The sequence below is a fragment of the Streptomyces sp. NPDC002785 genome, assembly GCF_040295565.1.
Classification (GTDB): Bacteria; Actinomycetota; Actinomycetes; order Streptomycetales; family Streptomycetaceae; genus Streptomyces.
Map to the genome: position 1 here is coordinate 1 of NZ_JBEOVN010000127.1, position 22,313 is coordinate 22,313.

Here is a 22,313-nt window from a genome sequence, read left to right on the forward strand (position 1 = left end):
CCCGGCGGCCGGGGCCGCGCCTGCCGACTGCTGGGTGGCCGAGCCCTCGGTCACGCTGCGGGCGCGGCGTACCGGACGGTCGCCTGCCGCGCGCGGGGTGCGGGCCGGGCGGGACGGGGCGGGTGGGAGCTGGCCCTTCAGGGGGCCCCATTCGTTCGGATCGGGGACGCCGGGCGGCAGCATCGTGCGCCGCTTCGGGCCGCCGTGCTCCGACTCGCCCGGCTCCTTCGCGCCCGGCCAGGCCTTCGCGACGCGTGCCGCCAGCACGAAGTCCTTGCGCAGCGGGTGCCCCTCGAAGCCCTCGGGCAGCAGCAGCGGCACCAGATGCGGGTGGCCCTCGAAGTCGATGCCGAACATCTCGTGTGTCTCGCGCTCGTGCCAGGCGGCGCCCGCGTACATGCCGATGGCGGTGGGAAGGACCGCCGCCTCGTGCGGAACGGTCGTACGGATCAAGAGCCGACGGACCTTGCCCTCGGCCAGGGAGGCGACATGGGCGCAGACCCGGAAGCCGGTGCCCGGTTCGTCGACCGCGCTGAGCCAGTCGAAATAGGTGCAGCCCAGCCGGTCGCGGGCCGTTTCGAGCGCGGCGATCCAGGAGGCCGCCGGTACGTCGACAGTCAGCAGGTCGTACGCGTACTCGGCCGTCGCGTCCTCGCCGAAGAGCTCGGCGGCGGCGTCCGGCAGGCGGTCGTAGCTTCCCCGGCCATGGCTTTCGGTACCGGTCACTTCTGCTCCTCGCCCGGTGTCGGCGGGGCGGCGACCAGTCCGCTGCGCAGTGCGGCGGTGGAAGGACGGCTGCCGCCGCCCGTCGCGTACCGCTCACCCAACGACTCGCGGGCGATCTTCTCCTGCAGCTTGAGGATGCCCTGGAGGAGCGCCTCCGGCCGGGGCGGGCAGCCGGGGACGTAGACATCGACCGGAATGATCTGGTCGACGCCCTTCGTCACGGAGTACGAGTCCCAGTACGGGCCGCCGCAGTTGGAGCAGGCGCCGAAGGAGATGACGTACTTGGGCTCGGGCATCTGCTCGTACAGCCGCTTCACGGCCGGAGCCATCTTGTCCGTCACCGTGCCGGAAACGATCATGAGGTCGGCCTGGCGCGGGCCGGGTGCGAACGGGATCACGCCGAGCCGGATGAAGTCGTGCCGGGCCATGGAGGCGGCGATGAATTCGATCGCGCAGCAGGCGAGCCCGAAGTTGAAGACCCAGAGGCTGTAGCGGCGGCCCCAGTTCAGGACCACCTTCATCGGCTCGGGAGCCAGGCGCGACAGAACGCCGAGCCGCCTGGGCTCCGGCAGGAACGTCGGAACGGGCTGCGGTTCGGACGCCGCCCCGGGCGTCGGCTCCGGTCCCGATGGCACTGCGGGCCGGTGCTCGGGGGACGGCGGGCTCGTCACGTCCATTCGAGGACGCCCTTCTTCCATGCGTAGAGCAGTCCTACGGCCAGGAAACCGAGGAAGATGAACATTTCCACCAGGGTCGTCGCCCCATATCCGGGTGCGGCGAATACGGTCGCCCACGGAAACAGGAAGATCGAGTCGACGGCGAAGATCACGTACAAAAAGGCATACACGTAATAACGGACCTGCGTATGTGCCCATCCTTCACCCACGGGGTCCACGCCGCACTCGTACGTCAGGAGCTTCTCCGGCGTGGGAACCACGGGACGCAGCAGTCGGCCGGCCCCGAAGGCGACGGCGACGAACAGCACGCCGATCACAGCGAGCAGTCCGACCACTGAATAGCTGTGGAAGTAGTCCGACGCGAGAACGGTCGATTCCGGCAGGTCCGCCACGTCCGTCCCTCGCTCCCTCAGAACCTGTTCGACGATCTGTACGCACGGGAGTCTAGGCCCTGTTAAAGGGAGGGTTGGCAACTGCTCGCTGGGGAGCATGCATGAGATCGGTTTAGCTCGATCGTGTGATGGTCGGCCCACAGGCTTGCGGCGACCTGGCTGGGGAACTGGCCTCCTGGGACCGGACCACGCACAGGATGCGTGTCGCCGCCCCGGGGGTGAGCATGCCGGGGACCAGTGCGCCCAAGACCGTTCGGGGCGTGCGGCTGAGCGGACTCACTCCCACTCAGTCCAAAGGAACGGTAAGCAGTCGCGCCGGACAGCGTGGGGTTATCCCTACTTCACCCCACCCACGAGCCCCATGGCGTGCGCGGGCCCCGCCCGGCAGGCTGGGGCGTATGACCATGAGCCCCCTGGCGCCGGACAACGACCGGCCACCGCCCGCCCGCTTCGCCCTCGATCGGTGGACGTGGAAGGAGATCGCCTATCTCCTGGCCAACCTCCCCATGACCATTGCCGGGTTTGTTTACACAGTGTTCATGATCGGCATCGGCGTGGGGCTTGCGGTCACGGTGATCGGTCTGCCCCTGCTCGCCGCCGGGCTGCACGGGGCGCGGCTGATCGGCAGGGCCGAGCGGGGCCGGGCGCGGGCGATGCTCGGGGTGCGGATCGACGAGCCGAGCCCGATGGTTCTGTCCCGTCGGGAACAGGGGTTCTTCCCCTGGCTGTGGTCGAGCCTCAAGGATCCGGTGGGCTGGCGGGCGGTGCTGTACTCCTTCGTCCGGCTGCCCTGGGGCGTACTCACCTTCGCCGTGATGTCCGTGAGCCTCTTCGTGCTGTGGCCGGTGCTCCCCCACATCGCGCGGCTCCTCGCCAATGCCGACCGGGCGATGGCTCGCGGACTGCTCTCACCCTCCGACGAGCTGGAGCGCAGGATCGCCGAGCTGGAGTCGGACCGCGGGGTGGTCGTCGACACGGCCGCCGCCGACCTGCGCCGCATCGAACGGGATCTCCACGACGGGGCACAGGCCCGGCTCGTCGCCCTCGCCATGGGCCTCGGTCTGGCGAAGGAGAAGCTCAACGACGACCCCGAAGCCGCCGCCCGCATGGTCGACGAGGCCCACGGCGAGGTCAAGGTCGCCCTCCAGGAACTCCGCGACCTCGCCCGCGGCATCCACCCCGCCGTCCTCACCGACCGCGGACTCGACGCCGCACTCTCCGCCATCGCCTCCCGCTGCACCGTCCCCGTGACGGTGGGGGTGGATCTGCCGGCGCGTCCCGCGGAGGCGATCGAGGGAATCGCCTACTTCACGGTCTCGGAGCTGTTGCAGAACGTGAGCAAGCACAGCGCGGCACGGTCGGCATCCGTCGAGGTGTGGCGGTCGGCGAACCGGCTGCTGATCCAGGTCACGGACGACGGGCAGGGCGGGGCCCGGATGGACGGCGGTACGGGCATGGCCGGGCTGGCCGAACGGCTGGGCGCCGTCGACGGGCTGTTCGTCCTCGACTCGCCGGTCGGAGGCCCTACGACGGTCACCGCGGAACTGCCCTGGCGGGACCGGGAGAGGGAGACGGAGCCAAACCGCACGAAAGCGGCCAGGCGCCCCTAGGTAAGGCACCCCTGGGCAAGGCACCCCTGGGCCCAAGAGCCCCCTGAGCCCCCTGAGCCCCCGCGCAGGGTGGGGAAAACCCCCGGTCGAAGAGGGATACCGCCCTCATGGTGCGCCGGCCCGCCACCCAGCACCCTTGATGTACCGGCCGGAACCCGAACCACCGGAGAAACCGGCTCCATGAGAAGAAACGGACTGCACCCATGGCCACGGCATACGGACCGGACACTCGTCGGGACCACCAGCGGTCCGGAGCCGGTTTCGGGGACCATCCCCCGGTGAAGCACTTCTTCCCGGCTGCGCTGCGCGCCCCCTTCGAGGCCAGGACCTGGCGCGAGTTCGGCTATCTGCTGCTGAGCCTGCCGATCAGCGCGGTCCTGTTCAGCCTCTCGATCACCCTGACGTCGCTGGGCGTCGGCATGCTGATCACCTTCCTCGGCGTCCCGATCCTGGCCGGCGCACTGGCCATGTGCCGCGGCTTCGGCGCGCTGGAGCGGGTCCGGGCGCGCGGGCTGCTGAAGCTGGACGTGGCGGACCCGGCACCGGTGCGCGGCAGGACTGGCGGCCTGATGTCCTGGGTGGGCGCGGTCCTCAAGAGCGGGGTGTCCTGGCGGCATCTGCTCTACGCGCTGCTGCACCTGCCGTGGGCGATCTTCGCCTTCACCGTCTCGGTGACGCTCTGGGCGACCGGGTGGGCCACCTTCGCCTACCCGCTGTGGCGGTGGGTCTTCCCGACGTACGTGGGGACCGGCGGCATTCAGCTGTACGGCGACGACGGCCACCGGACCTATCTCGACTCCCCCTTCGAGGTGGCCGCGACCAGTGTGTGCGGCCTGATACTCGTCCTCGTCACGCCGTGGATCATCCGTGGTCTGGCGGGCGTGGACCGGGTGATGGTGGCCGGGCTGCTCGGGCCGTCCCGGCTGGCGACGCGCGTCTCCGAGCTGGAGTCGGACCGCGGGGTGGTCGTCGACACGGCCGCCGCCGACCTGCGCCGCATCGAACGGGATCTCCACGACGGGGCACAGGCCCGGCTCGTCGCCCTCGCCATGGATCTGGGCCTGGCGAAGGAGAAGCTCAACGACGACCCCGAAGCCGCCGCCCGCATGGTCGACGAGGCCCACGGCGAGGTCAAGGTCGCCCTCCAGGAACTCCGCGACCTCGCCCGCGGCATCCACCCCGCCGTCCTCACCGACCGCGGACTCGACGCCGCACTCTCCGCCATCGCCTCCCGCTGCACCGTCCCCGTGACGGTCGAAGTGGACCTGGCGTCCAGGCCCGCCCAGGCCATCGAGGGAATCGCCTACTTCACAGCCTCCGAGCTGTTGCAGAACGTGAGCAAGCATTCACGCGCGACCCATGCATCGATCGAGGTGTGGCGGACGGCGGACCGGCTGATGCTCCAGGTCACCGACAACGGGCACGGCGGCGCCGATGTGTCCTCGGGCAGCGGGCTGGCCGGGCTGACCGAGCGGCTGGACGCGGTGGACGGCGTACTCCTCGTGGATTCCCCGCAGGGCGGCCCGACGCGGATCACGGCCGAGCTGCCCTGGCGCGGCTGAACCACACCCACCGAGCCGTGGCAGGACCCCCCACCCCCACGGCTCCCCCCTCCCTCGTCCTCGGCCGCCGGACCGGCTTGATTTCAGGCCGGTCCGGCGGCCGAGGACACGGCACTGCCGATACTGGGATGCTGGACGTCATACGGACGGGACCAGCGAGCAGTGGGGGATACAGCGTCATGGTGGAGGACAGGGTGCGGGTAGTCATCGCCGAGGATTCGGTACTGCTTCGGGAGGGGCTCACCCGGCTGCTGACCGATCTCGGGCATGACGTCGTCGCAGGGGTGGGGGACGCCGAGGCGCTGATCAAGACGGTGCACGATCTCGCCGGACAGGATGCGCTGCCCGATGTGGTGGTCGCCGATGTGCGGATGCCACCCACCCACACCGACGAGGGCGTGCGGGCGGCGGTGCGGCTGCGCAAGGATTATCCCGGGATCGGGGTACTGGTCCTTTCGCAGTACGTCGAGGAGCAGTACGCGACCGAGCTGCTGGCCGGATCCAGCCGGGGCGTGGGGTATCTGCTGAAGGACCGGGTCGCCGAGGTCCGGGAGTTCGTGGACGCGGTGGTCCGGGTGGCACAGGGCGGGACGGCGCTGGACCCGGAGGTGGTGGCGCAGCTGCTGGGGCGGAGCCGTAAGCAGGACGTCCTGGCGGGGCTGACGCCGCGCGAGCGCGAGGTGCTCGGCCTGATGGCGGAGGGGCGGACGAACTCCGCGGTGGCCAGGCAGCTGGTGGTGAGCGACGGGGCCGTGGAGAAGCACGTCAGCAATATCTTCCTGAAGCTGGGCCTGTCCCCCAGCGACGGGGATCACCGCCGGGTGCTGGCGGTACTGACCTACCTGAACTCCTGACGGGCTGACGTCCCATCAGGCACCTCGGACACCTCGGACATCTGGCAGAGGTCACCGCGGGGCCGGCCGCGGCCGTCGCGGTGACCTGGGCCCCGAACAGGGGCCGACCGGGGTCCTAGAACCAAAGAATGAGTGCACAGCGTCTTCACTGAACGACTGGGGGGCTTGCGAAACATGACAAACCGGTATCAAATCGCGTCTCAAAACAATGTCCACCATATGACCGGTCCAGGGAAGGTGACCCTTACCGACGTAGGGTGGGCCTTGGGACCGCCGGTGGGCCGGCAGGTCCCGAGCCGCCGCCCCGAGGGAGGTCCAGTTCAGTGACCAGCCAGGTCAGTAGCCCAGCCGAAGAGGCCGATGAGGCCAGCGACGCGCTCGTCGGGGGGCAGCGTGCTTCCCATTCCGATCACACGGGCGCCGGCGAGAAGGAGATCCGCCGCCTGGACCGGGTGATCATCCGCTTCGCGGGTGACTCCGGAGACGGTATGCAGCTCACCGGTGACCGGTTCACCTCGGAGACCGCGTCCTTCGGGAACGACCTCTCCACGCTGCCCAACTTCCCCGCCGAGATCCGCGCTCCCGCAGGCACCCTGCCGGGGGTTTCGTCGTTCCAGCTGCATTTCGCCGACCACGACATCCTGACGCCGGGCGACGCGCCGAACGTCCTGGTCGCGATGAACCCGGCCGCCCTCAGGGCCAACATCGGCGATGTGCCGCGCGGCGCCGAAATCATCGTCAACACCGATGAGTTCACCAAGCGCCCGATGGCGAAGGTCGGCTACGAGACCAGTCCCCTGGAGGACGGCTCGCTGGAGGCGTACAACGTCCACCCGGTGCCGCTGACCACGCTCACGATCGAGGCGCTGAAGGAGTTCGGGCTCTCCCGCAAGGAGGCCGAACGCTCGAAGAACATGTTCGCGCTCGGGCTGCTCTCCTGGATGTACCACCGGCCGACCGAGGGAACCGAGGCGTTCCTTCGCGCCAAGTTCGCGAAGAAGCCGCAGATCGCCGAGGCGAACGTGACCGCGTTCCGCGCCGGGTGGAACTTCGGGGAGACGACGGAGGACTTCGCGGTCAGCTACGAGGTGGCACCCGCCTCGCAGGCCTTCCCGACGGGTACGTACCGCAACATCTCCGGGAACCTGGCGCTGTCCTACGGGCTGATCGCCGCGGGCCGGCAGGCGGATCTGCCGCTCTACCTGGGCTCGTACCCGATCACCCCGGCCTCCGACATCCTGCACGAACTCAGCAAGCACAAGAACTTCGATGTACGCACCTTCCAGGCCGAGGACGAGATCGCGGGTATCGGTGCCGCGCTGGGTGCCGCGTTCGGCGGATCACTTGCGGTGACGACGACGTCCGGGCCCGGGGTGGCCCTGAAGTCGGAGACCATCGGGCTCGCCGTCTCCCTCGAACTGCCGCTGATCGTCGTCGACATCCAGCGCGGCGGCCCGTCCACCGGTCTGCCCACCAAGACCGAGCAGGCCGACCTGCTCCAGGCGATGTACGGGCGCAACGGCGAGGCCCCGGTCCCGATCGTGGCCCCGAAGACCCCGGCGGACTGCTTCGACGCCGCGCTCGACGCCGCCCGGATCGCGCTGACGTACCGCACCCCGGTGTTCCTGCTCTCGGACGGCTACCTCGCCAACGGCTCCGAGCCGTGGAAGATCCCCGAGATCGACGAACTCCCCGACCTGCGCGTCCAGTTCGCCACCGGCACGAACCATGAACTGGCCGATGGCACCGAGGTCTTCTGGCCGTACAAGCGCGACCCGCGGACCCTGGCCCGCCCGTGGGCCGTCCCCGGCACCCCCGGTCTCGAACATCGCATCGGCGGCATCGAGAAGCAGGACGGCAGCGGCAACATCTCGTACGACCCCGCGAACCACGACTTCATGGTCCGCACCCGTCAGGCCAAGGTCGACGGCATCGAGGTCCCCGACCTCGAAGTCGACGATCCGGGCGAGGCGCGGACACTCGTCCTCGGCTGGGGCTCCACCTACGGCCCCATCACCGCCGCCGTACGCCGGCTGCGCGCCGCCGGACAGCCCATCGCCCAGGCCCATCTGCGCAATCTCAACCCCTTCCCGAGGAATCTCGGCGAGGTGCTGAAGCGTTACGAGAAGGTGGTCGTGCCGGAGATGAACCTCGGCCAGCTGGCCACGCTCATCCGGGCCAAGTACCTGGTCGACGCGCGCAGTTACAACCAGGTCAACGGTATGCCGTTCAAGGCCGAGCAGCTTGCGACGGCTCTCAAGGAGGCCATCGATGCCTGACACCAATGAACTCCTGCAGCTGGTGCCCAAAGCCGAGGCCAAGCAGTCCATGAAGGACTTCAAGTCCGACCAGGAAGTGCGCTGGTGCCCCGGCTGCGGTGACTACGCGGTCCTCGCCGCCGTGCAGGGCTTCATGCCCGAGCTCGGGCTGGCGAAGGAGAACATCGTCTTCGTCTCCGGCATCGGCTGCAGCTCCCGCTTCCCGTACTACATGAACACCTACGGGATGCACTCGATCCACGGCCGCGCCCCGGCCATCGCCACCGGTCTCGCCTCCTCCCGCCGCGATCTGTCCGTCTGGGTCGTCACGGGCGACGGCGACGCTCTGTCCATCGGCGGCAACCACCTCATCCACGCGCTGCGCCGCAATGTGAACCTGAAGATCCTGCTCTTCAACAACCGGATCTACGGACTCACCAAGGGGCAGTACTCGCCCACCTCCGAGGTCGGCAAGATCACCAAGTCGACGCCGATGGGCTCGCTCGACGCCCCCTTCAACCCGGTGTCCCTGGCCATCGGCGCGGAGGCGTCCTTCGTCGCCCGTACGATCGACTCCGACCGCAAGCACCTCACGAGCGTGCTGCGCGCGGCGGCCGACCATCCGGGCACGGCGCTGGTGGAGATCTACCAGAACTGCAACATCTTCAATGACGGCGCCTTCGAGGTCCTCAAGGACAAGGACCAGGCGCAGAACGCGGTCATCCGGCTGGAGCACGGGCAGCCGATCCTCTTCGGCGCGGAAAACGACAAGGGTGTCGTACGCGACCCGGCCACGGGTGACCTCAAGGTCGTCGCGGTCACCGAGGAGAACCGGTCGCAGATCCTCGTCCACGACGCCCACGCCGCCAGCCCCACCACGGCCTTCGCACTGTCCCGCCTCGCCGACCCCGACACCCTGCACCAGACCCCCATCGGGGTACTGCGCAGCGTCGACCGGCCGGTCTACGACACGCAGATGGCCGAACAGCTCGACACCGCCGTCGAGAGAGACGGCAAGGGCGACCTGGCCGCACTGCTCGCAGGCAACGACAACTGGACGGTCGTCGGCTGACACGCCCCAGCCCTGTAGCCGGAAAGGTTTGTCGCGAGCCGGTGAACCTTTCCGGTCGCAGCACCGGGGGATACACCGGTCGGCGGCACCTCAGGGGTACTCCGAATCGCCGGACGGGCTGAATTTCGGCCCGTCCGGCGATTGCGGTCAGGGGTGCGGCCGGCCACCGCGCACCATGTGGCCATGACCCTGGACCGCCCCGCGTACCGCATCAAGCGGCGTCTGCTCGGCAGAGCGCTCACCACCGAGCGCATCAGCGAGGAGAAGCTGAACAACCGGACGGCGCTCGGGGTGCTCGCCTCCGACTGCATCAGTTCGTCCGCGTACGGCTCCGAGGAGATGCTCCGGGTCCTCGTACCCGTCGTCGGCGCCGCCGCGTTCACGCTGCTCATGCCGGTGACCGGCGCGATCCTGCTCGTACTGCTGCTTCTCACGCTCTGCTACAGCGATGTCGTGATGATCTACACCCGGGCGGGCGGATCGTACGTCGTCGCCCGGGAGAACTTCGGGCCCAATGTCGCTCAGATCGCCGCCGTGGCGCTGCTCGTCGACTACATCGTCACCGTCGCCGTCCAGGTCTCGGCCGGTACCAACGCCCTGATCTCGCTCGCCCATCTGGCCGGCAACGGCTTCACCGGCCTGGACCATCTCCAGCTGCCGGTCTCCGTCGCCGTCATCGTGCTGCTCGCGTACGGGAATCTGCGCGGGGTCCGTGAGGCCGGCCGGGCCTTCGCGCTCCCCGCGTATCTCTTCATGGCAGCCGTCGGTCTGATCCTTCTCGTCGCCGCGCTGCGCGGGCTCACGGGCGAGCTGCCGCGCGCCGATCTGCACGCCGCCGGGGTCGTGCCGCTCGGCACTCCGGGCAACGGCTGGCTCTACGGGGCCTCGCTCTTCATCGTGCTGCGCTCGTTCGCCAACGGCGGCTCGTCCCTCACCGGACTCGAAGCCATTTCCAACGGCATCTCCACGTTCCGCGCACCCCAGGGCCGCAACGCCCGCCGCACCCTCATCGCCATGAGCACGGTGCTGGGCATCCTCGTGCTCGGCGTCTCCACGCTGGCGCACTTCACGCATGCCGTCCCGTACACCGACGGCACACCGACCGTCATCGCGCAGGAGGCCCATCTCGCGTTCGGCGACGGGCCGCTCGGTACGGTCGGGCTGGTATTCGTACAGCTGGCAACCGCGCTGGTCCTCTACACCGGCGCCAACACCCCGTTCACCGGCTTCCCGTACCTCGCCAGCTTCGTCGCCGAGGACCGGTTCCTGCCCCGGGTGCTGACCCGGCGCGGGCACCGGCTGGCGTTCTCCAACGGCATCATCTCGCTGACCGTCGTCTCCCTGGCGCTGCTGCTGGTGACCGGCGCCAGCGTGGACAGGCTGGTGGCGCTGTACGCGATCGGCGTTTTCACCGCCTTCACCATGGCCGGAGCCGGCCTCACCGCGTACCACCTGCGGCGCCGGGAGCCGTATCGCAGGCTCAAGATCACGGTCAATGGGCTCGCCGCGGTCATCTCGGCCGCCGTGGTGCTGATCTTCGCCGTCACCAAGTTCACCGAGGGCGCCTGGCTGGTCGTGGTGGTCTTCCCGCTCGGGGTGTGGGCGCTCACCCGGATCAACCGCGAGTACCGGCGCGAGGCCGCCGTGCTGCAGAGCATCCAGGCTCCGGGCGCCGACCGCGCGCGGTTCCGCCGCCACATGGTCTTCGTTCTCGTCGAGACGCTCGACCTGGCGACGCTGAAGGCCCTGCGGTACGCACATGAGCTGCGCCCGGACGAGACCCGGGCGGTGCACTTCGCGATCGACGAGGCGTACGGCCGACGGCTGGCCGCCCGGTGGGAGGCCACGGCCGCCACCTCAGTGTCCCTGGAGCTGGTGCAGTGCCCGGACCGGCGGCTGCGCCATGCGATGAAGGAGCTCGCGTCCCGCACCACCGAGGACGGGGACACCTGGCTGACGGTGCTGGTGCCCCGGCGTACGTACGCCAACGTGCTCGGGAAGCTGCTGCACCGGGGCACCGGTGAGCAGATGGCCAGGACACTGGCGCAGCTGCCGCATGTGGCGGTGACGATCCTGCCGTTCGACGTCTCGCGGGCGCTGCGGACGCTGGAGGAGGGGCGCGCGCCTCAGCCGGACTGAGCCTGCTGCTTCCGGGCGTCGTACGTCTCGCGCGCCGCGTGCACGACGTCCAGGCGCCGCTCCGTCCAGCGGGCCAGTGCCCACACCTGCTCGGCGGCCTCCCGGCCCAGCTCGGTAAGCGAATAGTCCACCCGCGGTGGGATCACCGGCTTCGCGTCCCGGTGCACGAAGCCGTCGCGCTCCAGCGTCTGGAGGGTCTGGGCCAGCATCTTCTCGCTGACACCGCCGACCTCGCGGCGCAGTTCGCTGAAGCGGTACGAGCGCTCCAGCAGGGCGGCGAGGACCAGGACGCCCCAGCGGCTGGTGACGTGTTCGAGCACCAGCCGGGAGGGGCACATCTGCCGGTTCACATCGGGCTTCCTGCTCAGATCACTCACGCTCATGCCAGTACCTTACTTCAAAGTGGGTACTTTCGTTTGGTTAGTGCACCTCGTACGGTGAGTCCGCGAGCCCGAACAAGGACCAGCGCCCCCAAAGAGGAGAAACCCCATGAGCATCGTTGTCACCGGAGCCACCGGAGAGCTCGGCCGTCTCGTCATCGACCAGCTGCTCACCACCGTGCCCGCGAACGAGATCGCCGCCGTCGTCCGCAACGAGGAGAAGGCCGCCCCGCTCACCGCCCTCGGCGTCGAGCTCCGCGTCGCCGACTACGACCGCCCGGAGTCCCTCAAGGACGCCTTCCGGGCCGGTGACCGCGTCCTGCTCATCTCCGGTAGCGAGGTCGGCAAGCGCGTACCGCAGCACACCGCCGTCATCGACGCGGCCAAGGCGGCGGGCGTCGCGCAGCTCGCGTACACGGGTGTGCTGGGCGGCCCCGACGCCGACTTCCGGCTGGCCGACGAGCACAAGGTCACCGAGCAGCTGATCCTCGACTCCCGGCTGCCGCACACCTTCCTGCGCAACGGCTGGTACACCGAGAACTACACCGCCAACCTCGCCCCCGTCCTGGAGCACGGCGCCGTCGTCGCCAACGCGGGCGACGGACGGGTCGCCTCCGCCACCCGCGCCGACTACGCCGCCGCGGCAGCCGCCGTGCTGACCGGCGAGGGACACATCGGCGCGGTCTACGAGCTCAGCGGCGATGTCGCCTGGTCGTTCGCGGAATACGCGGCAGATGTCGCCAAGGCCACCGGCAAGGAGATCGCGCACAAGAACGTACCGGCCGCCGCGCACCAGAAGATCCTGGTCGGCGCCGGTCTGCCCGAGGGTTTCGCGGCGATCCTCGTCGACGTCGACGCCGCGATCGAGCGCGGACTCCTCGCCGGTACGAGCGGTGACCTCGCCCGGCTGATCGGCCGGCCGACGACGCCGCTCGCCGAGACGGTGGCCGCGGCGGTGGCTGCGGCGTAACTCCATCCCCGCCGCCGAGACGGCGGATGCGGCGCGCGTCCACTCCCCCGCACCTCACGGGCCCCATGTCATGACCGTATGGCGATACGGCTATGACATGGGAGCCTCCCGGCGCTACCGTCATGCAGTCGGCGGAGCCGTTGACACAGACATGCCGGGAGGGCCCGTGAAGGGGACAAATGAACAACGGGCCGGACTGCTGTCCGGCATCGGCGCATACGGCCTGTGGGGCATGGTCCCGCTGTTCTGGCCGTTGCTGAAACCCGCCGGCGCAATCGAGATGCTCGCCCACCGCATGGTCTGGTCCCTCGGAGTCGTCGGCATCGCGCTGCTGGTGCTGCGGCGCTGGTCCTGGATCGGTGAGCTGATACGACAGCCGAAGAAGCTCGGTCTGATAACGGTCGCGGCGGCCGTGATCACGGTCAACTGGGGTCTGTACATCTGGTCCGTGAACAACGGCCACGTCGTCGAGGCGTCGCTCGGCTATTTCATCAATCCGCTGGTCACCATCGCCATGGGCGTCCTGCTCCTCCATGAACGGCTGCGCCCCGTGCAGTGGGTGGCGGTCGGCACCAGTGTCGCGGCGGTGCTCGTGCTGGCGACCGGATACGGACAGCCGCCGTGGATCTCGTTGACACTGGCGTTCTCCTTCGCGACGTACAGCCTGGTGAAGAAGAAGGTCAATATGAGCGGCCTGGAGTCGCTCGCCGCCGAGACCGCCGTGCTGTTCCTGCCCGCGCTCGGCTATCTGCTGTGGCTGGGCGCGCAGGGCGATGCGACGTTCACCTCCGAGGGCCTCGGCCATGCGGCGCTGCTGGCCTCGGCGGGTATCGTCACCGCCGCGCCGCTCGTCCTTTTCGGGGCGGCGGCGATCCGTGTACCGCTCTCCACGCTGGGCCTGCTGCAGTATCTGGCGCCGGTCTTCCAGTTCGCCCTCGGCATCCTGTACTTCCACGAGGAGATGCCGCCGGAGCGGTGGGCCGGGTTCGCCCTGGTGTGGCTGGCGCTCACCCTGCTGACGTGGGACGCGTTCCGGACGGTGCGGCAGACGAGGGCGCAGGCGCAGACTCGCGCGGCACAGCTGGCGGCGCAGCAGACACCGACGACCGGGGATTCCGCTTCACCTTCCCCCGTCTCACAACTTTAGTTACTGAGTTGCTTTTTTAACTAGGTTACGTTTCCCTGGAGGCCCACGGAACCGCAACCGAGGAGCCTCCATGCCCACGTCCGCGCCCACCACCCAGGTACTGATCGTCGGCTCGGGTCCGACCGGCCTGACCCTGGCCTGCGATCTGGCCCGGCGTTCCATCGACGTACGGATCATTGACAAGTCCCCCGAATTTCCGCGCAGTTCACGGGCCAAGGGCCCCAACCCCCGTTCCCTGGAGGTCCTGGAGGACCTCGGCGTGGCCGACAGGGTCCTGGCCGCGGGCTCGGCACCGCTGCCCATGCGCAAGTACCGGAACGGGCTGGCGATCGCCGACACCGACCCGTTCGGGGCGTCGCACCCGACGCCGGACGCCCCGTACGGCCGGCCGTGGCTGATCGCCCAGTGGCGGCTGGAGGAGATCCTGCGGGACCGCCTGGCGGAGTACGGCGTACACGTCGAACTCGACGCGGAAGCAACTCGGTTGACGGCGGGCTCCGACTCGGTGACCGTCGGGCTCGCAGACGGCCGGAGCATCGGGGCGCGGTACGTCGTGGGCTGCGACGGCGGCCACAGCCCGGTGCGGGGGCTGCTCGGCGTGCGCTTCGAGGGGAAGACGAACGAGGAGCAGACGATGGTCTGCGGGGACGTGGAGGTGGACGGCCTCGACCGCGGCTACTGGCACCAGTGGTTCGACGAGGACGGCGCCGTGATGCTGTGCCCGATCCCGGGTACGCGGTCGGGCTGGTGGTTCCAGGCGGCGCCGGAGCGGGACCGTGAGGGAGCCCCCGTACCGCCCTCGCTGGAGAGCTTCCGGCGGCTCTTCGCCCAGCACACCGGACTGCCGGGCAGCCGCCTGACGCAGGCCACCCTGCTGTCCACGTACCGGGCCAACGAGCGCATGGCCGACCGCTACCGGGTCGGCCGCGTACTGCTGGCCGGGGACGCCGCGCATGTGCACTCCGTCGCCGGCGGGCTCGGCATGAACACCGGGATCCAGGACGCGTTCAACCTGGGCTGGAAGCTCGCCCGGGTCGTCAGCGGCGAGGCGGATCCCGGCCTGCTGGACACGTACGAGGAGGAGCGGCTGCCCGTGGCCTCCTGGGTGCTGGACATCAGCTCCGAGCGGCTGCGGGTCACGCTCGACGCCATCAGGCAGCCGGGCGGCGGCCTGGACGCGGCGGTCACCGGGGAGACCATGGGCCTCGGCCTGGGCTACCACTGGAGCTCACTCTCCCCTGCAGGCTCCACCGCCCGCCTGCGAGCGGGCGACCGCGCCCCGGACGCCCCCTGCCGCGACGCCGGAACGGGCCTGCCGACCCGCCTGTTCGAGGCGTTCGCCGGACCGCACTTCACCCTGCTGGGCTTCGGTCCGGGCGCGGCGGACGCGCTGCGGGCGACGGAGGGTGCGTACGGCGACGCGGTGCGGGTGTACGGGGTGGACGCGGGCGGCCCCGCCGGTCTGACCGACGAGGCGGGCCACGCCCGTACGGCGTACGGCATCGAGCCGGGCACCGACATCCTCGTCCTGGTCCGCCCGGACAACCACGTGGGGCTGATCGCGCCGGCCGACGACGGCCGGGCTGTCATGGACTACCTGGACCACCTGAGCAGTACGGCATTCAGGCGGCGTTGAGCGCGTCACGGTGGGCAATCCCAGAACTACCCGCCCTCGCCCGCCTGTTGTCCACCCGGACAGTGGCGGGGTGGGTCAGCAACCCCTGCGCAGCGGGGTGAAGGACAGCTTCCCGCCTTCCTCGATCTGCGTGGCCTTGTGGTGGACGGCCGCTTCGACCTCGTACCAGACATCGTCCTTGGCGGGGTTGCCCCCGACATTGTCGAGTTCGACGCACCAGCGTGCACGGCGCACGACGCGGGTGTAACTCCTGGTGCCCTGCTGGATCTTCTTGCAGTCCTTGTAGGAGTCGTCGGTGTACCAGGTCCGGGTCTTCCTGGTGCCGCCCTTGCCGGTGCTGGAGGTGTGCTTGACCTTCCTGACGCGCGTGGTGCAGCGCTCGACCATGCGCGGCCGGGTACCCGTGGCGGTCTTCCGCGTGATGTGGCGGATGTCGTCGCGCAGTCCTGAGACGGTGGTTCCGTCGCGCAGCCCCGAGTCGGCGGGGCTGCCGCCGACGACGGGCGCGGCCGAACCGCTGGGCGCGGCGGGGCTGCCGCAGGCGCTGAGCAGGGCAGCGAGGAGGCCGGCGGTGAGGGCCGGGCCTATACGGATCCGGGCCGTCGAGGTCTTGGCAGAACGCATGGACTGGCTGGGGCCGGGCGGGTTGGTCACAGGGTGCCTGTTCTGAACGGCGGGGCGGTGGGTGTTGTTGTCACCCCCGGCTGACCTGCGCGAAGGTACCCCACGGCCGACAGTGTCGATGCAGTGGCCAACGATCTGGGCCACCGGGGCGGTAGCTGCGGGTCTCTCCCTCACCACCGTCGGCCGTACGGTACGGAGCACCCCGCTCCGCAGGCAGCTCGGCGTCCCGGCCGGCTCAGAGGCGTACGCCCTGCGGGCCGGTGATGAACTCCCCATGCTCGTCCACCAGCTCGGTGTGCCGGTTCCGCCACCACAGCACGAGCTGTCGGAACGGGCCGCAGGACAGCCCAGGCGTCGGCATGAGTCCTCAGTCGGTCGTGGTGTGCCGGGCACGGTGGGCCCGTACCTTGTGGAGGTTTCCGCAGTGTTCCATCGCGTACCGGAGGCCAAGACCGCGAAGAACCGGCTCCACCTGGACGTGCACGCCGATCCGGGGCAGCGCGAGGCGGAGGTCGAGCGGCTGGTGGGGCTGGGCGCGACGGTGCTCCGCGAGATGGCGGAACAGGGCGGCACCTGGACGGTGCTCACCGATCCCGAGGGCAACGAGTTCTGCGCATAGTAACGGCAACACGCCTATGCCCGGACACCGTTGGCAGCACCGGGACCACCAGGCCCGGCGGCGTGGCGGACGGCGCGGGCACTCGCACGGGCCGCACGGACAACGTGTACGTGCAGTCCGCGTCGGGGACGACGATGAACAACGGGGCACCGCCCTTGATGCGTTCGCGGGCGGCGCCCCACCGGTCAGTCCTCCACCACGTCCTGCGGATACCAACGCAGCTCGACGGTGTTGCCGTCCGGGTCCCGGACGTACACCGACTGTGCCTCGCCCCGGGCACCGGAACGGGAGACCGGGCCCTCCAGCACGGTGAAGGTGCCCGAGTCGATGACCTCCTGCCAGTCCAGCGGCTCGACGACCAGGCAGATGTGGTCGACGTTCGATTCATGGCGCGGCCGGCCCAGCAGATCGATGATCATCGTCGGGCTGACCCGCACCGACGGAAACGGGAACTTCCCCGCCCGCCACTCGTCCACCTTGATCGGCTCCAGGCCGAGCGGACCGCAGTAGAACTCCAGGGAGCGTTCGACGTCCCGCACGTTGAGCACCAGGTGATCGAAGTCCTTGACTCTCACTCTCACTGCACAGCCTTTCAATCGCCGGGAAGCGGTTCGGTCGGGTCATTCGGGTCGGGTCGGGCCGGGCCGGGTCGGGTCAAGGAGCCGCGGGGGGCGCGGCCGGAGGCCACGGGACATCGGCCAGCAGGGGCAGGATCTCCTCCTCCTCGTAGTCGAGATGCGCGTTCAGCTCGGTGGACATCCTGCCGAGTTCCGCGCGGAAGCGCTCGGGATCGGAGGTCACGATGTCCGCCAGCAGGGCCACCAGCTCGCCCTGGATTCGGGCGACCTTGCGGTGTTCCTCCGCGAGCCGGGCGAAGGTGTCCGTCAAGTGCGGGTGATAGCGGGCGATTCCGGGGAACAGGTGCGCGTCCTCACTGGTGTGGTGGAACTCCAAGGACTGGCAGAACGCCAGGCAGCGCTGCCTGATCTGCAGCCCGAGGCCCGGGGCCGGTGGTACGCCGGGACCCCGGTGGGCGGCCCGTGTGGCGAAGTGGCTGTCCACCTCCGCCTTCACCTGACGCAGCTGGGCCCGCAGCCAGGTGTGGACTTCCATCACCTTGTCGGCGAGGGTGCTGACGTCGCGCGGAGCCTCCCAGCCATCGGGCTCGGCGCGCTCCAGCACCACGACCGGCAGGGGCCGGGTGGTCCTGGCCTGGTAGTCGCCGTATCCGGGCGCCGCTTTCACGGCGTGCGCGAACAGTTCCCCGCGCCGCGCCCCCTCTGCGGGGACCGCGAGGGCCTGGAAGGTACGGGTACCGACCTCCACCCGCACCACGGGGTGGGCGAGCAGGTTGTGGTACCAGTCGGGGTGGTTCGGGGCGCCGAGGTTGGAGCCGACGATCAGCAGCGAATCGCCGTGGCGGACATAGCCGAGGGGGGTGGTGGTCTCCTTCCCCGACCTCGCGCCGGTGGTCGTCAGCAGGAGCAGGTCGCCGCCCTCGAAGGGGCCACCGACCTTCCCTGCATTGGCGCGGAACTCCTCGATGACTGATTGATTGAAGGATGTGGGCATAAGGTTCTGGGTCTCCGGAGGAGCAGGTGCGGCCAGAGCGGCAGTGACCTGCGGGAATGGGTGATGGCCGTGGCAGCGCCGCGTGCCGGTTCCGCACAGCGGCGTGGCGGACGGCAACACATGACGGTGCACGGTGCCGTAAAGGCGAAAAGGGCGGGACGACGTGCGGCTGCTGCGCTACGTCAGATGCAGGGTGCGGAGCAGGAACTCATGACGGACCCCTTGCGTGAAGGGTGTTCGCCCGACCACCGGCCGGCCCACTGCTCTTTGGCCGGCGTCACGCGACACCGCGTTCATTACACGCACCCGACAGCCGGCTGTCAACGCGCAGACGCCGACGCATCGACCGTTCGCGCAGGTCAGCGCCGTCCGCCGGAATGCGGATTTCCCTAGGCTTGCGCCATGCCCACCCCACCCGCGTATGCCCTCGTCGCCACGGACCTGGACGGCACGCTGTTGCGCCGCGACGACACCGTGAGTCCCCGCACCCGTGCCGCGCTCGCCCTGGCCGCACGGGCCGGGGCCCGGCATCTCGTGGTCACCGGGCGGCCCGTGCCCGGCATACGAGGGCTGCTCGCCGGACTGGGCTACCGGGGGCCGGCGGTCTGCGGGCAGGGGGCCCAGCTGTACGACGCCGGGTCCGGGCGCATAGTACGTGCGGTCACCCTGGACCGGGAGGCCGCCGATACCGCACTCGGCAAGATCGAGGCCCAGGTGGGACCGGTCCACGCGGCCGTGGACCAGGACGGGGCCGAGGGCCGCACGCTGATCGAGCCCGGATACCTGATGCCCCACCCCACGCTCCCCGCCCAACGGACACGTCATCGCCACGAGTTGTGGTCCGCACCCGTCATCAAGGTCCTTATCCGGCACCCGGAGCTCACGGACGAAGCGCTGGCAGAGGCGGCCCGTACGGCAGTCGGCGATCTCGCCACCGTCACCCACTCCGGCCCCGGCACCGTCGAACTGCAGCCGTACGGCGTCGACAAGGGAAGCGGGCTCGCGCTGGCAGCCGATTTCCTGGGTGTGGACGCGGACACCTCGATCGCCTTCGGGGACATGCCCAACGACCTGCCGATGTTCCGCACGGCCGGGTACGGCGTCGCGATGGCCAATGCCCATCCGGACCTACGGGCCGCGGCGGACGAGGTGACGGCGTCGAACGAGGGCGACGGCGTGGCGGAGGTGCTGGAGCGGGTGTACGGATCACGCTGATCGTTCCACAAGCGGTTCTCAGCCATTCCCGCCCTCCGGCGGGAGCACCTCCGGAACCTCCGGAACCTCTGGCGCATCCGGCACCCCCAGCGCCCGCAGCACATGCGCGACCAGTGCCGCGATCGTCCCCTCGTCCTGCACCGGTTTGCGCAGCACAGTGCGGTAGTACACCGGTGCGTAGAGCATCTCCACCGCCAGCGGAAGATCGGCGTCCGGCGGGATCTGGCCCTGCTCCTGGGCTCGGCGCAGGCGGTCGACCGCCTCGCCGAAGCGGGGGTCGACCAGCTTCGTTCTGACTGTTTCCGCGAGTACATCGTCGTGGTGGACCTCGGAGAGAATCCCGGCGTACGCGGGGCCGTAGGGCGGCGTGGAGAGCAGCTTCACCGCGCCCATCACATTGGCCCGCAGGTCGGCGGCGATGTCGCCGGTGTCGACGAACGGTATCGTGCCGACCAGTGCGTCGGTGAACGCCTCCAGCATCACCGCACTCTTTGACGGCCACCAGCGGTAGATCGTCTTCTTGCTGACACCCGCTCTGGCCGCGATGGCCTCGATCGTGACGCGGCCGTACCCCTTCTCCGTGCACAGTTCGAGGGCGGCTTCCAGAGTCGCCCGTCGTGATCTCTCGCTGCGACGCAGTGAACTCGGCGATGTGATCATTTGGTGAGCATAGGTGTATTTGAGCCAATCCTTGTTGACAGTCCGTCGCCAGAAGTCGAACAATACTGACGCGGAAACGGAACGTGCCGTGTCGCATCGTTCCCGCTGTTCGCACCGTTCGTGCCGTTCGTGCCGCGACGAGCCGATCGGGGGACGGCTTGCCCGGCCGACGGCACGAGCGCGACGCGCCGTGCGTCAGGCGGTGATGTCCTTCGCCGTGAAGCGGGCCCAGGCCGCCGAGCCGAACACCGCCGCGTACAAACCCTGCAGCCCCAGGTTCTTGACCACCTCCTCCCAGTACACAGGGTCGCGCAGCAGGTCCGCGTACGACATCCAGTAGTGCGGGAAGAGATACGGATGGATGCCGCTCAACTGCGGGATCGTGTCCACGATCTGCACGGTGATCAGCAGCCCGACGGTGGCGGCCATGGCCGCGATCCCGCTGCTGGTGAGGGTGGAGACGAACAGGCCGATCGCCGCGAATCCGATCAGTGACGCCGCGACCACCACCGCGACCAGTCCGGCCCGCGCCAGCCCTTCGGCAAACCCGATCCGGGTCCCCGAGATGGTGGTGACCTCACCCACCGGGAACAGCAGCGCGCCCACGGCGAGCGCCGAGAGGGCCACGACCAGGGTCGCGACCAGGCAGAACGTGAGGACGGAGGCGTACTTCGTCAGCAGCAGCCGGGTCCGGCCCGCCGGGGCGACCAGCAGATAGCGCAGGGTGCCGGCGTTGGCCTCGCCCGCGATCGAGTCGCCCGCGACGACCCCGACTGCCATCGGGAGGAAGACCGGGAGCGTCACGGCGAGGGCCGCGAAGACCAGGAACAGGCCGTTGTTGGTGACCTGGGAGAGGAACGCGGGGCCTCCCCCGCCACCGCCCGGTCCGGGCGAGGAGCCGTGGTTCGTCTCGATCTTCACCGCGATCCCGATCAGCACGGGAACGGCGCCCAGCACCCCGAGCAGTGCGAGGGTGCGCCAGCGGCGGAGCGTGGTGGTCAGTTCGGAGCGGAGGATTCCGAGGGTCCACAGCGGATTGCGGACCCTGCCCGCCCCTGCGATTGCGGCTTCAGCCTGCGACATCGAAACCCTCTCCGGTGAGTGCGACAAAGGCGTCCTCCAACGAGGCCCGTTCGACGCCGAAGGACCGCAGGCGTACGCCGGCGTGCACCAGCGCCGCGCTGAGGTCCGCGAGTTCGACGTCGACCGGCGGGGCCTCGGCGCTCACCCGGTCGCCGTCGACCGTGATGCCGGTGACGCCCAGCTCCTTGAGGACGCGGGCGGCTTCACCCGGGTCGGGGGTGGTGACGGCCAGTCGGCCGCGCGCCCCTGCCGCCAGGTCCGCGACCGGGCCCTGGGTGATCAGCCGGCCCCTGGCCATCACCGCGGCATGGGTGCAGACCTGCTCGATCTCGTCGAGGAGGTGGGAGGAGAGGAAGACGGTGGTGCCCTCCGCAGCCAGTTCCCTGACCAGGGTGCGGATCTCGCGCATGCCCTGCGGGTCCAGGCCGTTGGTCGGCTCGTCAAGCACGAGCAGGCGGCGCGGCTGGAGCAGGGCGGCAGCGAGACCGAGGCGCTGCTTCATGCCGAGCGAGTACGCCCTGGCCTTCTTGCCGGCCGCCGCGGCCAGCCCGACCCGGTCCAGGGCCTGCCCGACCCGGGCCCGGCGGGTGCGCGGATCGGCGGTCGGGTCGGCACAGTCGTAGCGCAGCAGATTGTCCCGGCCGCTCAGGAAGCCGTACAGCGCGGGCCCCTCGATCAAGGCTCCGACCTGCGGGAGCACGGCGCGCGCCGCGCCCGGCATGGAGTGGCCGAGGACCTTTGCGGTGCCGGACGTCGGGTCGATCAGGCCCATCAGCATCCGGATGGTCGTGGTCTTCCCGGAGCCGTTGGGGCCGAGAAATCCGAAGACGCTGCCGCCGGGAACGCTGAGGTCGAGGCCGTCGACGGCGAGTTGGCCGCCGCGGTACCGCTTGGTGAGGCCCCGCGTCTCGATCACGGCCCCGGACTCGGTCACCGCCCTCGGCTCAGTCAGGGTCCCAGGCTCTGTCATGCGTACTCCCCATGGGTCGGGTAGGGCCTGTCCGGCGGATCGGGGCCGGGCAGCGCCTCAGAGCCTGTCGGGCGACCTCTGGCCGATCCAGAGGCCGCCCTCCGAGGCGAATGACATATTCGGGGCGAAGTAGTAGAAGTCCGACAC

Annotated in this window: 21 protein-coding genes; 11 read left to right on the forward strand and 10 right to left on the reverse strand. The window is 69.8% G+C overall.

Going from position 1 to position 22,313, the window contains the following annotated elements:
• The 3 genes from ABTZ94_RS25270 to ABTZ94_RS25280 all read right to left on the reverse strand — a co-directional run.
• Window positions 1–726: NADH-quinone oxidoreductase subunit C (locus ABTZ94_RS25270; protein WP_351203682.1), on the reverse strand; the 726-nt coding region annotated here is incomplete at its 3' end.
• Window positions 723–1,403, reverse strand: coding sequence for an NADH-quinone oxidoreductase subunit B (locus ABTZ94_RS25275; protein ID WP_351203684.1), 681 nt, complete (start codon window positions 1,401–1,403; stop codon window positions 723–725). The genes ABTZ94_RS25270 and ABTZ94_RS25275, both read right to left, overlap by 4 nt.
• Window positions 1,394–1,795 carry an NADH-quinone oxidoreductase subunit A gene (locus tag ABTZ94_RS25280; RefSeq protein ID WP_037689408.1) on the reverse strand — a complete coding sequence of 134 codons (402 nt, stop codon included), beginning with the start codon at window positions 1,793–1,795 and terminating at the stop codon, window positions 1,394–1,396. Before ABTZ94_RS25280 ends, ABTZ94_RS25275 begins: the two co-directional genes overlap by 10 nt.
• 398 nt (window positions 1,796–2,193) lie before the next feature.
• On the opposite strand from ABTZ94_RS25280, the gene ABTZ94_RS25285 reads away from it, so the two are divergent.
• From ABTZ94_RS25285 to ABTZ94_RS25310, 6 genes are all read left to right on the forward strand, one after another.
• Window positions 2,194–3,405: a sensor histidine kinase gene (locus ABTZ94_RS25285; RefSeq protein ID WP_351203686.1), complete on the forward strand. Its 1,212-nt coding sequence runs from the start codon at window positions 2,194–2,196 to the stop codon at window positions 3,403–3,405.
• A 203-nt stretch (window positions 3,406–3,608) separates the two neighbouring features.
• Window positions 3,609–4,967: a sensor histidine kinase gene (locus ABTZ94_RS25290; protein WP_351203688.1), complete on the forward strand. Its 1,359-nt coding sequence runs from the start codon at window positions 3,609–3,611 to the stop codon at window positions 4,965–4,967.
• A 179-nt stretch (window positions 4,968–5,146) separates the two neighbouring features.
• Entirely contained in the window at window positions 5,147–5,821 is a 675-nt protein-coding gene (locus ABTZ94_RS25295; RefSeq protein WP_305137553.1) for a response regulator transcription factor, read from the forward strand.
• 323 nt (window positions 5,822–6,144) lie between these two features.
• Window positions 6,145–8,100 (forward strand): 2-oxoacid:acceptor oxidoreductase subunit alpha, encoded by a 1,956-nt coding sequence (locus ABTZ94_RS25300; RefSeq protein WP_351203690.1) that lies wholly within the window; start codon window positions 6,145–6,147, stop codon window positions 8,098–8,100.
• On the forward strand, window positions 8,093–9,151 hold the full coding sequence (locus ABTZ94_RS25305; protein ID WP_351203692.1) for a 2-oxoacid:ferredoxin oxidoreductase subunit beta: 1,059 nt from the start codon (window positions 8,093–8,095) through the stop codon (window positions 9,149–9,151). Before ABTZ94_RS25300 ends, ABTZ94_RS25305 begins: the two co-directional genes overlap by 8 nt.
• A 183-nt stretch (window positions 9,152–9,334) precedes the next feature.
• Window positions 9,335–11,290 carry an APC family permease gene (locus ABTZ94_RS25310; protein WP_351203694.1) on the forward strand — a complete coding sequence of 652 codons (1,956 nt, stop codon included), beginning with the start codon at window positions 9,335–9,337 and terminating at the stop codon, window positions 11,288–11,290.
• Here ABTZ94_RS25310 and ABTZ94_RS25315 read toward each other — a convergent pair.
• Window positions 11,278–11,673: a winged helix-turn-helix transcriptional regulator gene (locus ABTZ94_RS25315; RefSeq protein ID WP_351203696.1), complete on the reverse strand. Its 396-nt coding sequence runs from the start codon at window positions 11,671–11,673 to the stop codon at window positions 11,278–11,280. The two genes, ABTZ94_RS25310 and ABTZ94_RS25315, sit on opposite strands and share 13 nt — an antisense overlap.
• A gap of 106 nt (window positions 11,674–11,779) precedes the next feature.
• Here ABTZ94_RS25315 and ABTZ94_RS25320 point away from each other — a divergent pair, with 106 nt between their 5' ends.
• The 3 genes from ABTZ94_RS25320 (at window position 11,780) to ABTZ94_RS25330 (ending at window position 15,423) form a co-directional block, all read left to right on the forward strand.
• Window positions 11,780–12,640, forward strand: a complete 861-nt coding sequence (locus tag ABTZ94_RS25320) for an SDR family oxidoreductase (protein WP_351203698.1) — start codon at window positions 11,780–11,782, stop codon at window positions 12,638–12,640.
• Window positions 12,641–12,806: 166 nt separating this feature from the next.
• Window positions 12,807–13,787, forward strand: coding sequence for an EamA family transporter RarD (gene rarD, locus ABTZ94_RS25325; RefSeq protein WP_351203700.1), 981 nt, complete (start codon window positions 12,807–12,809; stop codon window positions 13,785–13,787).
• 70 nt (window positions 13,788–13,857) lie between these two features.
• Entirely contained in the window at window positions 13,858–15,423 is a 1,566-nt protein-coding gene (locus ABTZ94_RS25330) for an FAD-dependent monooxygenase (protein ID WP_351203701.1), read from the forward strand.
• Between the two features lie 75 nt (window positions 15,424–15,498).
• On the opposite strand, the gene ABTZ94_RS25335 is transcribed toward ABTZ94_RS25330, so the two are convergent.
• Entirely contained in the window at window positions 15,499–16,047 is a 549-nt protein-coding gene (locus ABTZ94_RS25335; RefSeq protein ID WP_351203703.1) for a hypothetical protein, read from the reverse strand.
• 118 nt (window positions 16,048–16,165) lie between these two features.
• Between ABTZ94_RS25335 and ABTZ94_RS25340 the strand changes: the two genes are divergently transcribed.
• Complete coding sequence (locus ABTZ94_RS25340; protein ID WP_351203705.1) at window positions 16,166–16,666, forward strand: VOC family protein; 501 nt, start codon at window positions 16,166–16,168, stop codon at window positions 16,664–16,666.
• Window positions 16,667–16,851: 185 nt separating this feature from the next.
• On the opposite strand, the gene ABTZ94_RS25345 is transcribed toward ABTZ94_RS25340, so the two are convergent.
• A complete protein-coding gene (locus ABTZ94_RS25345) occupies window positions 16,852–17,241 on the reverse strand; it encodes a VOC family protein (RefSeq protein ID WP_351203717.1) in 390 nt (129 codons plus the stop codon).
• Window positions 17,242–17,320: 79 nt separating this feature from the next.
• Entirely contained in the window at window positions 17,321–18,238 is a 918-nt protein-coding gene (locus ABTZ94_RS25350) for a nitroreductase/quinone reductase family protein (protein WP_351203707.1), read from the reverse strand.
• 402 nt (window positions 18,239–18,640) lie between these two features.
• On the opposite strand from ABTZ94_RS25350, the gene ABTZ94_RS25355 reads away from it, so the two are divergent.
• Window positions 18,641–19,453, forward strand: a complete 813-nt coding sequence (locus ABTZ94_RS25355) for an HAD family hydrolase (RefSeq protein ID WP_351203709.1) — start codon at window positions 18,641–18,643, stop codon at window positions 19,451–19,453.
• A gap of 18 nt (window positions 19,454–19,471) precedes the next feature.
• Here ABTZ94_RS25355 and ABTZ94_RS25360 read toward each other — a convergent pair whose 3' ends face one another.
• The 3 genes from ABTZ94_RS25360 to ABTZ94_RS25370 form a co-directional block, all read right to left on the reverse strand.
• Window positions 19,472–20,113 (reverse strand): TetR/AcrR family transcriptional regulator, encoded by a 642-nt coding sequence (locus ABTZ94_RS25360; RefSeq protein ID WP_351203711.1) that lies wholly within the window; start codon window positions 20,111–20,113, stop codon window positions 19,472–19,474.
• Between the two features lie 195 nt (window positions 20,114–20,308).
• A complete protein-coding gene (locus tag ABTZ94_RS25365) occupies window positions 20,309–21,196 on the reverse strand; it encodes an ABC transporter permease (protein WP_351203713.1) in 888 nt (295 codons plus the stop codon).
• Window positions 21,183–22,166 carry an ABC transporter ATP-binding protein gene (locus ABTZ94_RS25370; RefSeq protein ID WP_351203715.1) on the reverse strand — a complete coding sequence of 328 codons (984 nt, stop codon included), beginning with the start codon at window positions 22,164–22,166 and terminating at the stop codon, window positions 21,183–21,185. Before ABTZ94_RS25370 ends, ABTZ94_RS25365 begins: the two co-directional genes overlap by 14 nt.
• Window positions 22,167–22,313: the final 147 nt, after the last annotated feature.

What these genes read in the sequence shown, in the direction of transcription:
- ABTZ94_RS25275 (WP_351203684.1), bottom strand. Translation starts at nt 1,403, where the DNA reads ATGGACGTGACGAGCCCGCCGTCCCCCGAGCACCGGCCCGCAGTGCCA.
- ABTZ94_RS25285 (WP_351203686.1), top strand. Translation starts at nt 2,194, where the DNA reads ATGACCATGAGCCCCCTGGCGCCGGACAACGACCGGCCACCGCCCGCC.
- ABTZ94_RS25290 (WP_351203688.1), top strand. Translation starts at nt 3,609, where the DNA reads ATGGCCACGGCATACGGACCGGACACTCGTCGGGACCACCAGCGGTCC.
- ABTZ94_RS25295 (WP_305137553.1), top strand. Translation starts at nt 5,147, where the DNA reads ATGGTGGAGGACAGGGTGCGGGTAGTCATCGCCGAGGATTCGGTACTG.
- ABTZ94_RS25305 (WP_351203692.1), top strand. Translation starts at nt 8,093, where the DNA reads ATGCCTGACACCAATGAACTCCTGCAGCTGGTGCCCAAAGCCGAGGCC.
- ABTZ94_RS25310 (WP_351203694.1), top strand. Translation starts at nt 9,335, where the DNA reads ATGACCCTGGACCGCCCCGCGTACCGCATCAAGCGGCGTCTGCTCGGC.
- ABTZ94_RS25315 (WP_351203696.1), bottom strand. Translation starts at nt 11,673, where the DNA reads ATGAGCGTGAGTGATCTGAGCAGGAAGCCCGATGTGAACCGGCAGATG.
- ABTZ94_RS25320 (WP_351203698.1), top strand. Translation starts at nt 11,780, where the DNA reads ATGAGCATCGTTGTCACCGGAGCCACCGGAGAGCTCGGCCGTCTCGTC.
- ABTZ94_RS25330 (WP_351203701.1), top strand. Translation starts at nt 13,858, where the DNA reads ATGCCCACGTCCGCGCCCACCACCCAGGTACTGATCGTCGGCTCGGGT.
- ABTZ94_RS25335 (WP_351203703.1), bottom strand. Translation starts at nt 16,047, where the DNA reads ATGCGTTCTGCCAAGACCTCGACGGCCCGGATCCGTATAGGCCCGGCC.
- ABTZ94_RS25340 (WP_351203705.1), top strand. Translation starts at nt 16,166, where the DNA reads ATGCAGTGGCCAACGATCTGGGCCACCGGGGCGGTAGCTGCGGGTCTC.
- ABTZ94_RS25350 (WP_351203707.1), bottom strand. Translation starts at nt 18,238, where the DNA reads ATGCCCACATCCTTCAATCAATCAGTCATCGAGGAGTTCCGCGCCAAT.
- ABTZ94_RS25355 (WP_351203709.1), top strand. Translation starts at nt 18,641, where the DNA reads ATGCCCACCCCACCCGCGTATGCCCTCGTCGCCACGGACCTGGACGGC.
- ABTZ94_RS25360 (WP_351203711.1), bottom strand. Translation starts at nt 20,113, where the DNA reads ATGATCACATCGCCGAGTTCACTGCGTCGCAGCGAGAGATCACGACGG.
- ABTZ94_RS25365 (WP_351203713.1), bottom strand. Translation starts at nt 21,196, where the DNA reads ATGTCGCAGGCTGAAGCCGCAATCGCAGGGGCGGGCAGGGTCCGCAAT.
- ABTZ94_RS25370 (WP_351203715.1), bottom strand. Translation starts at nt 22,166, where the DNA reads ATGACAGAGCCTGGGACCCTGACTGAGCCGAGGGCGGTGACCGAGTCC.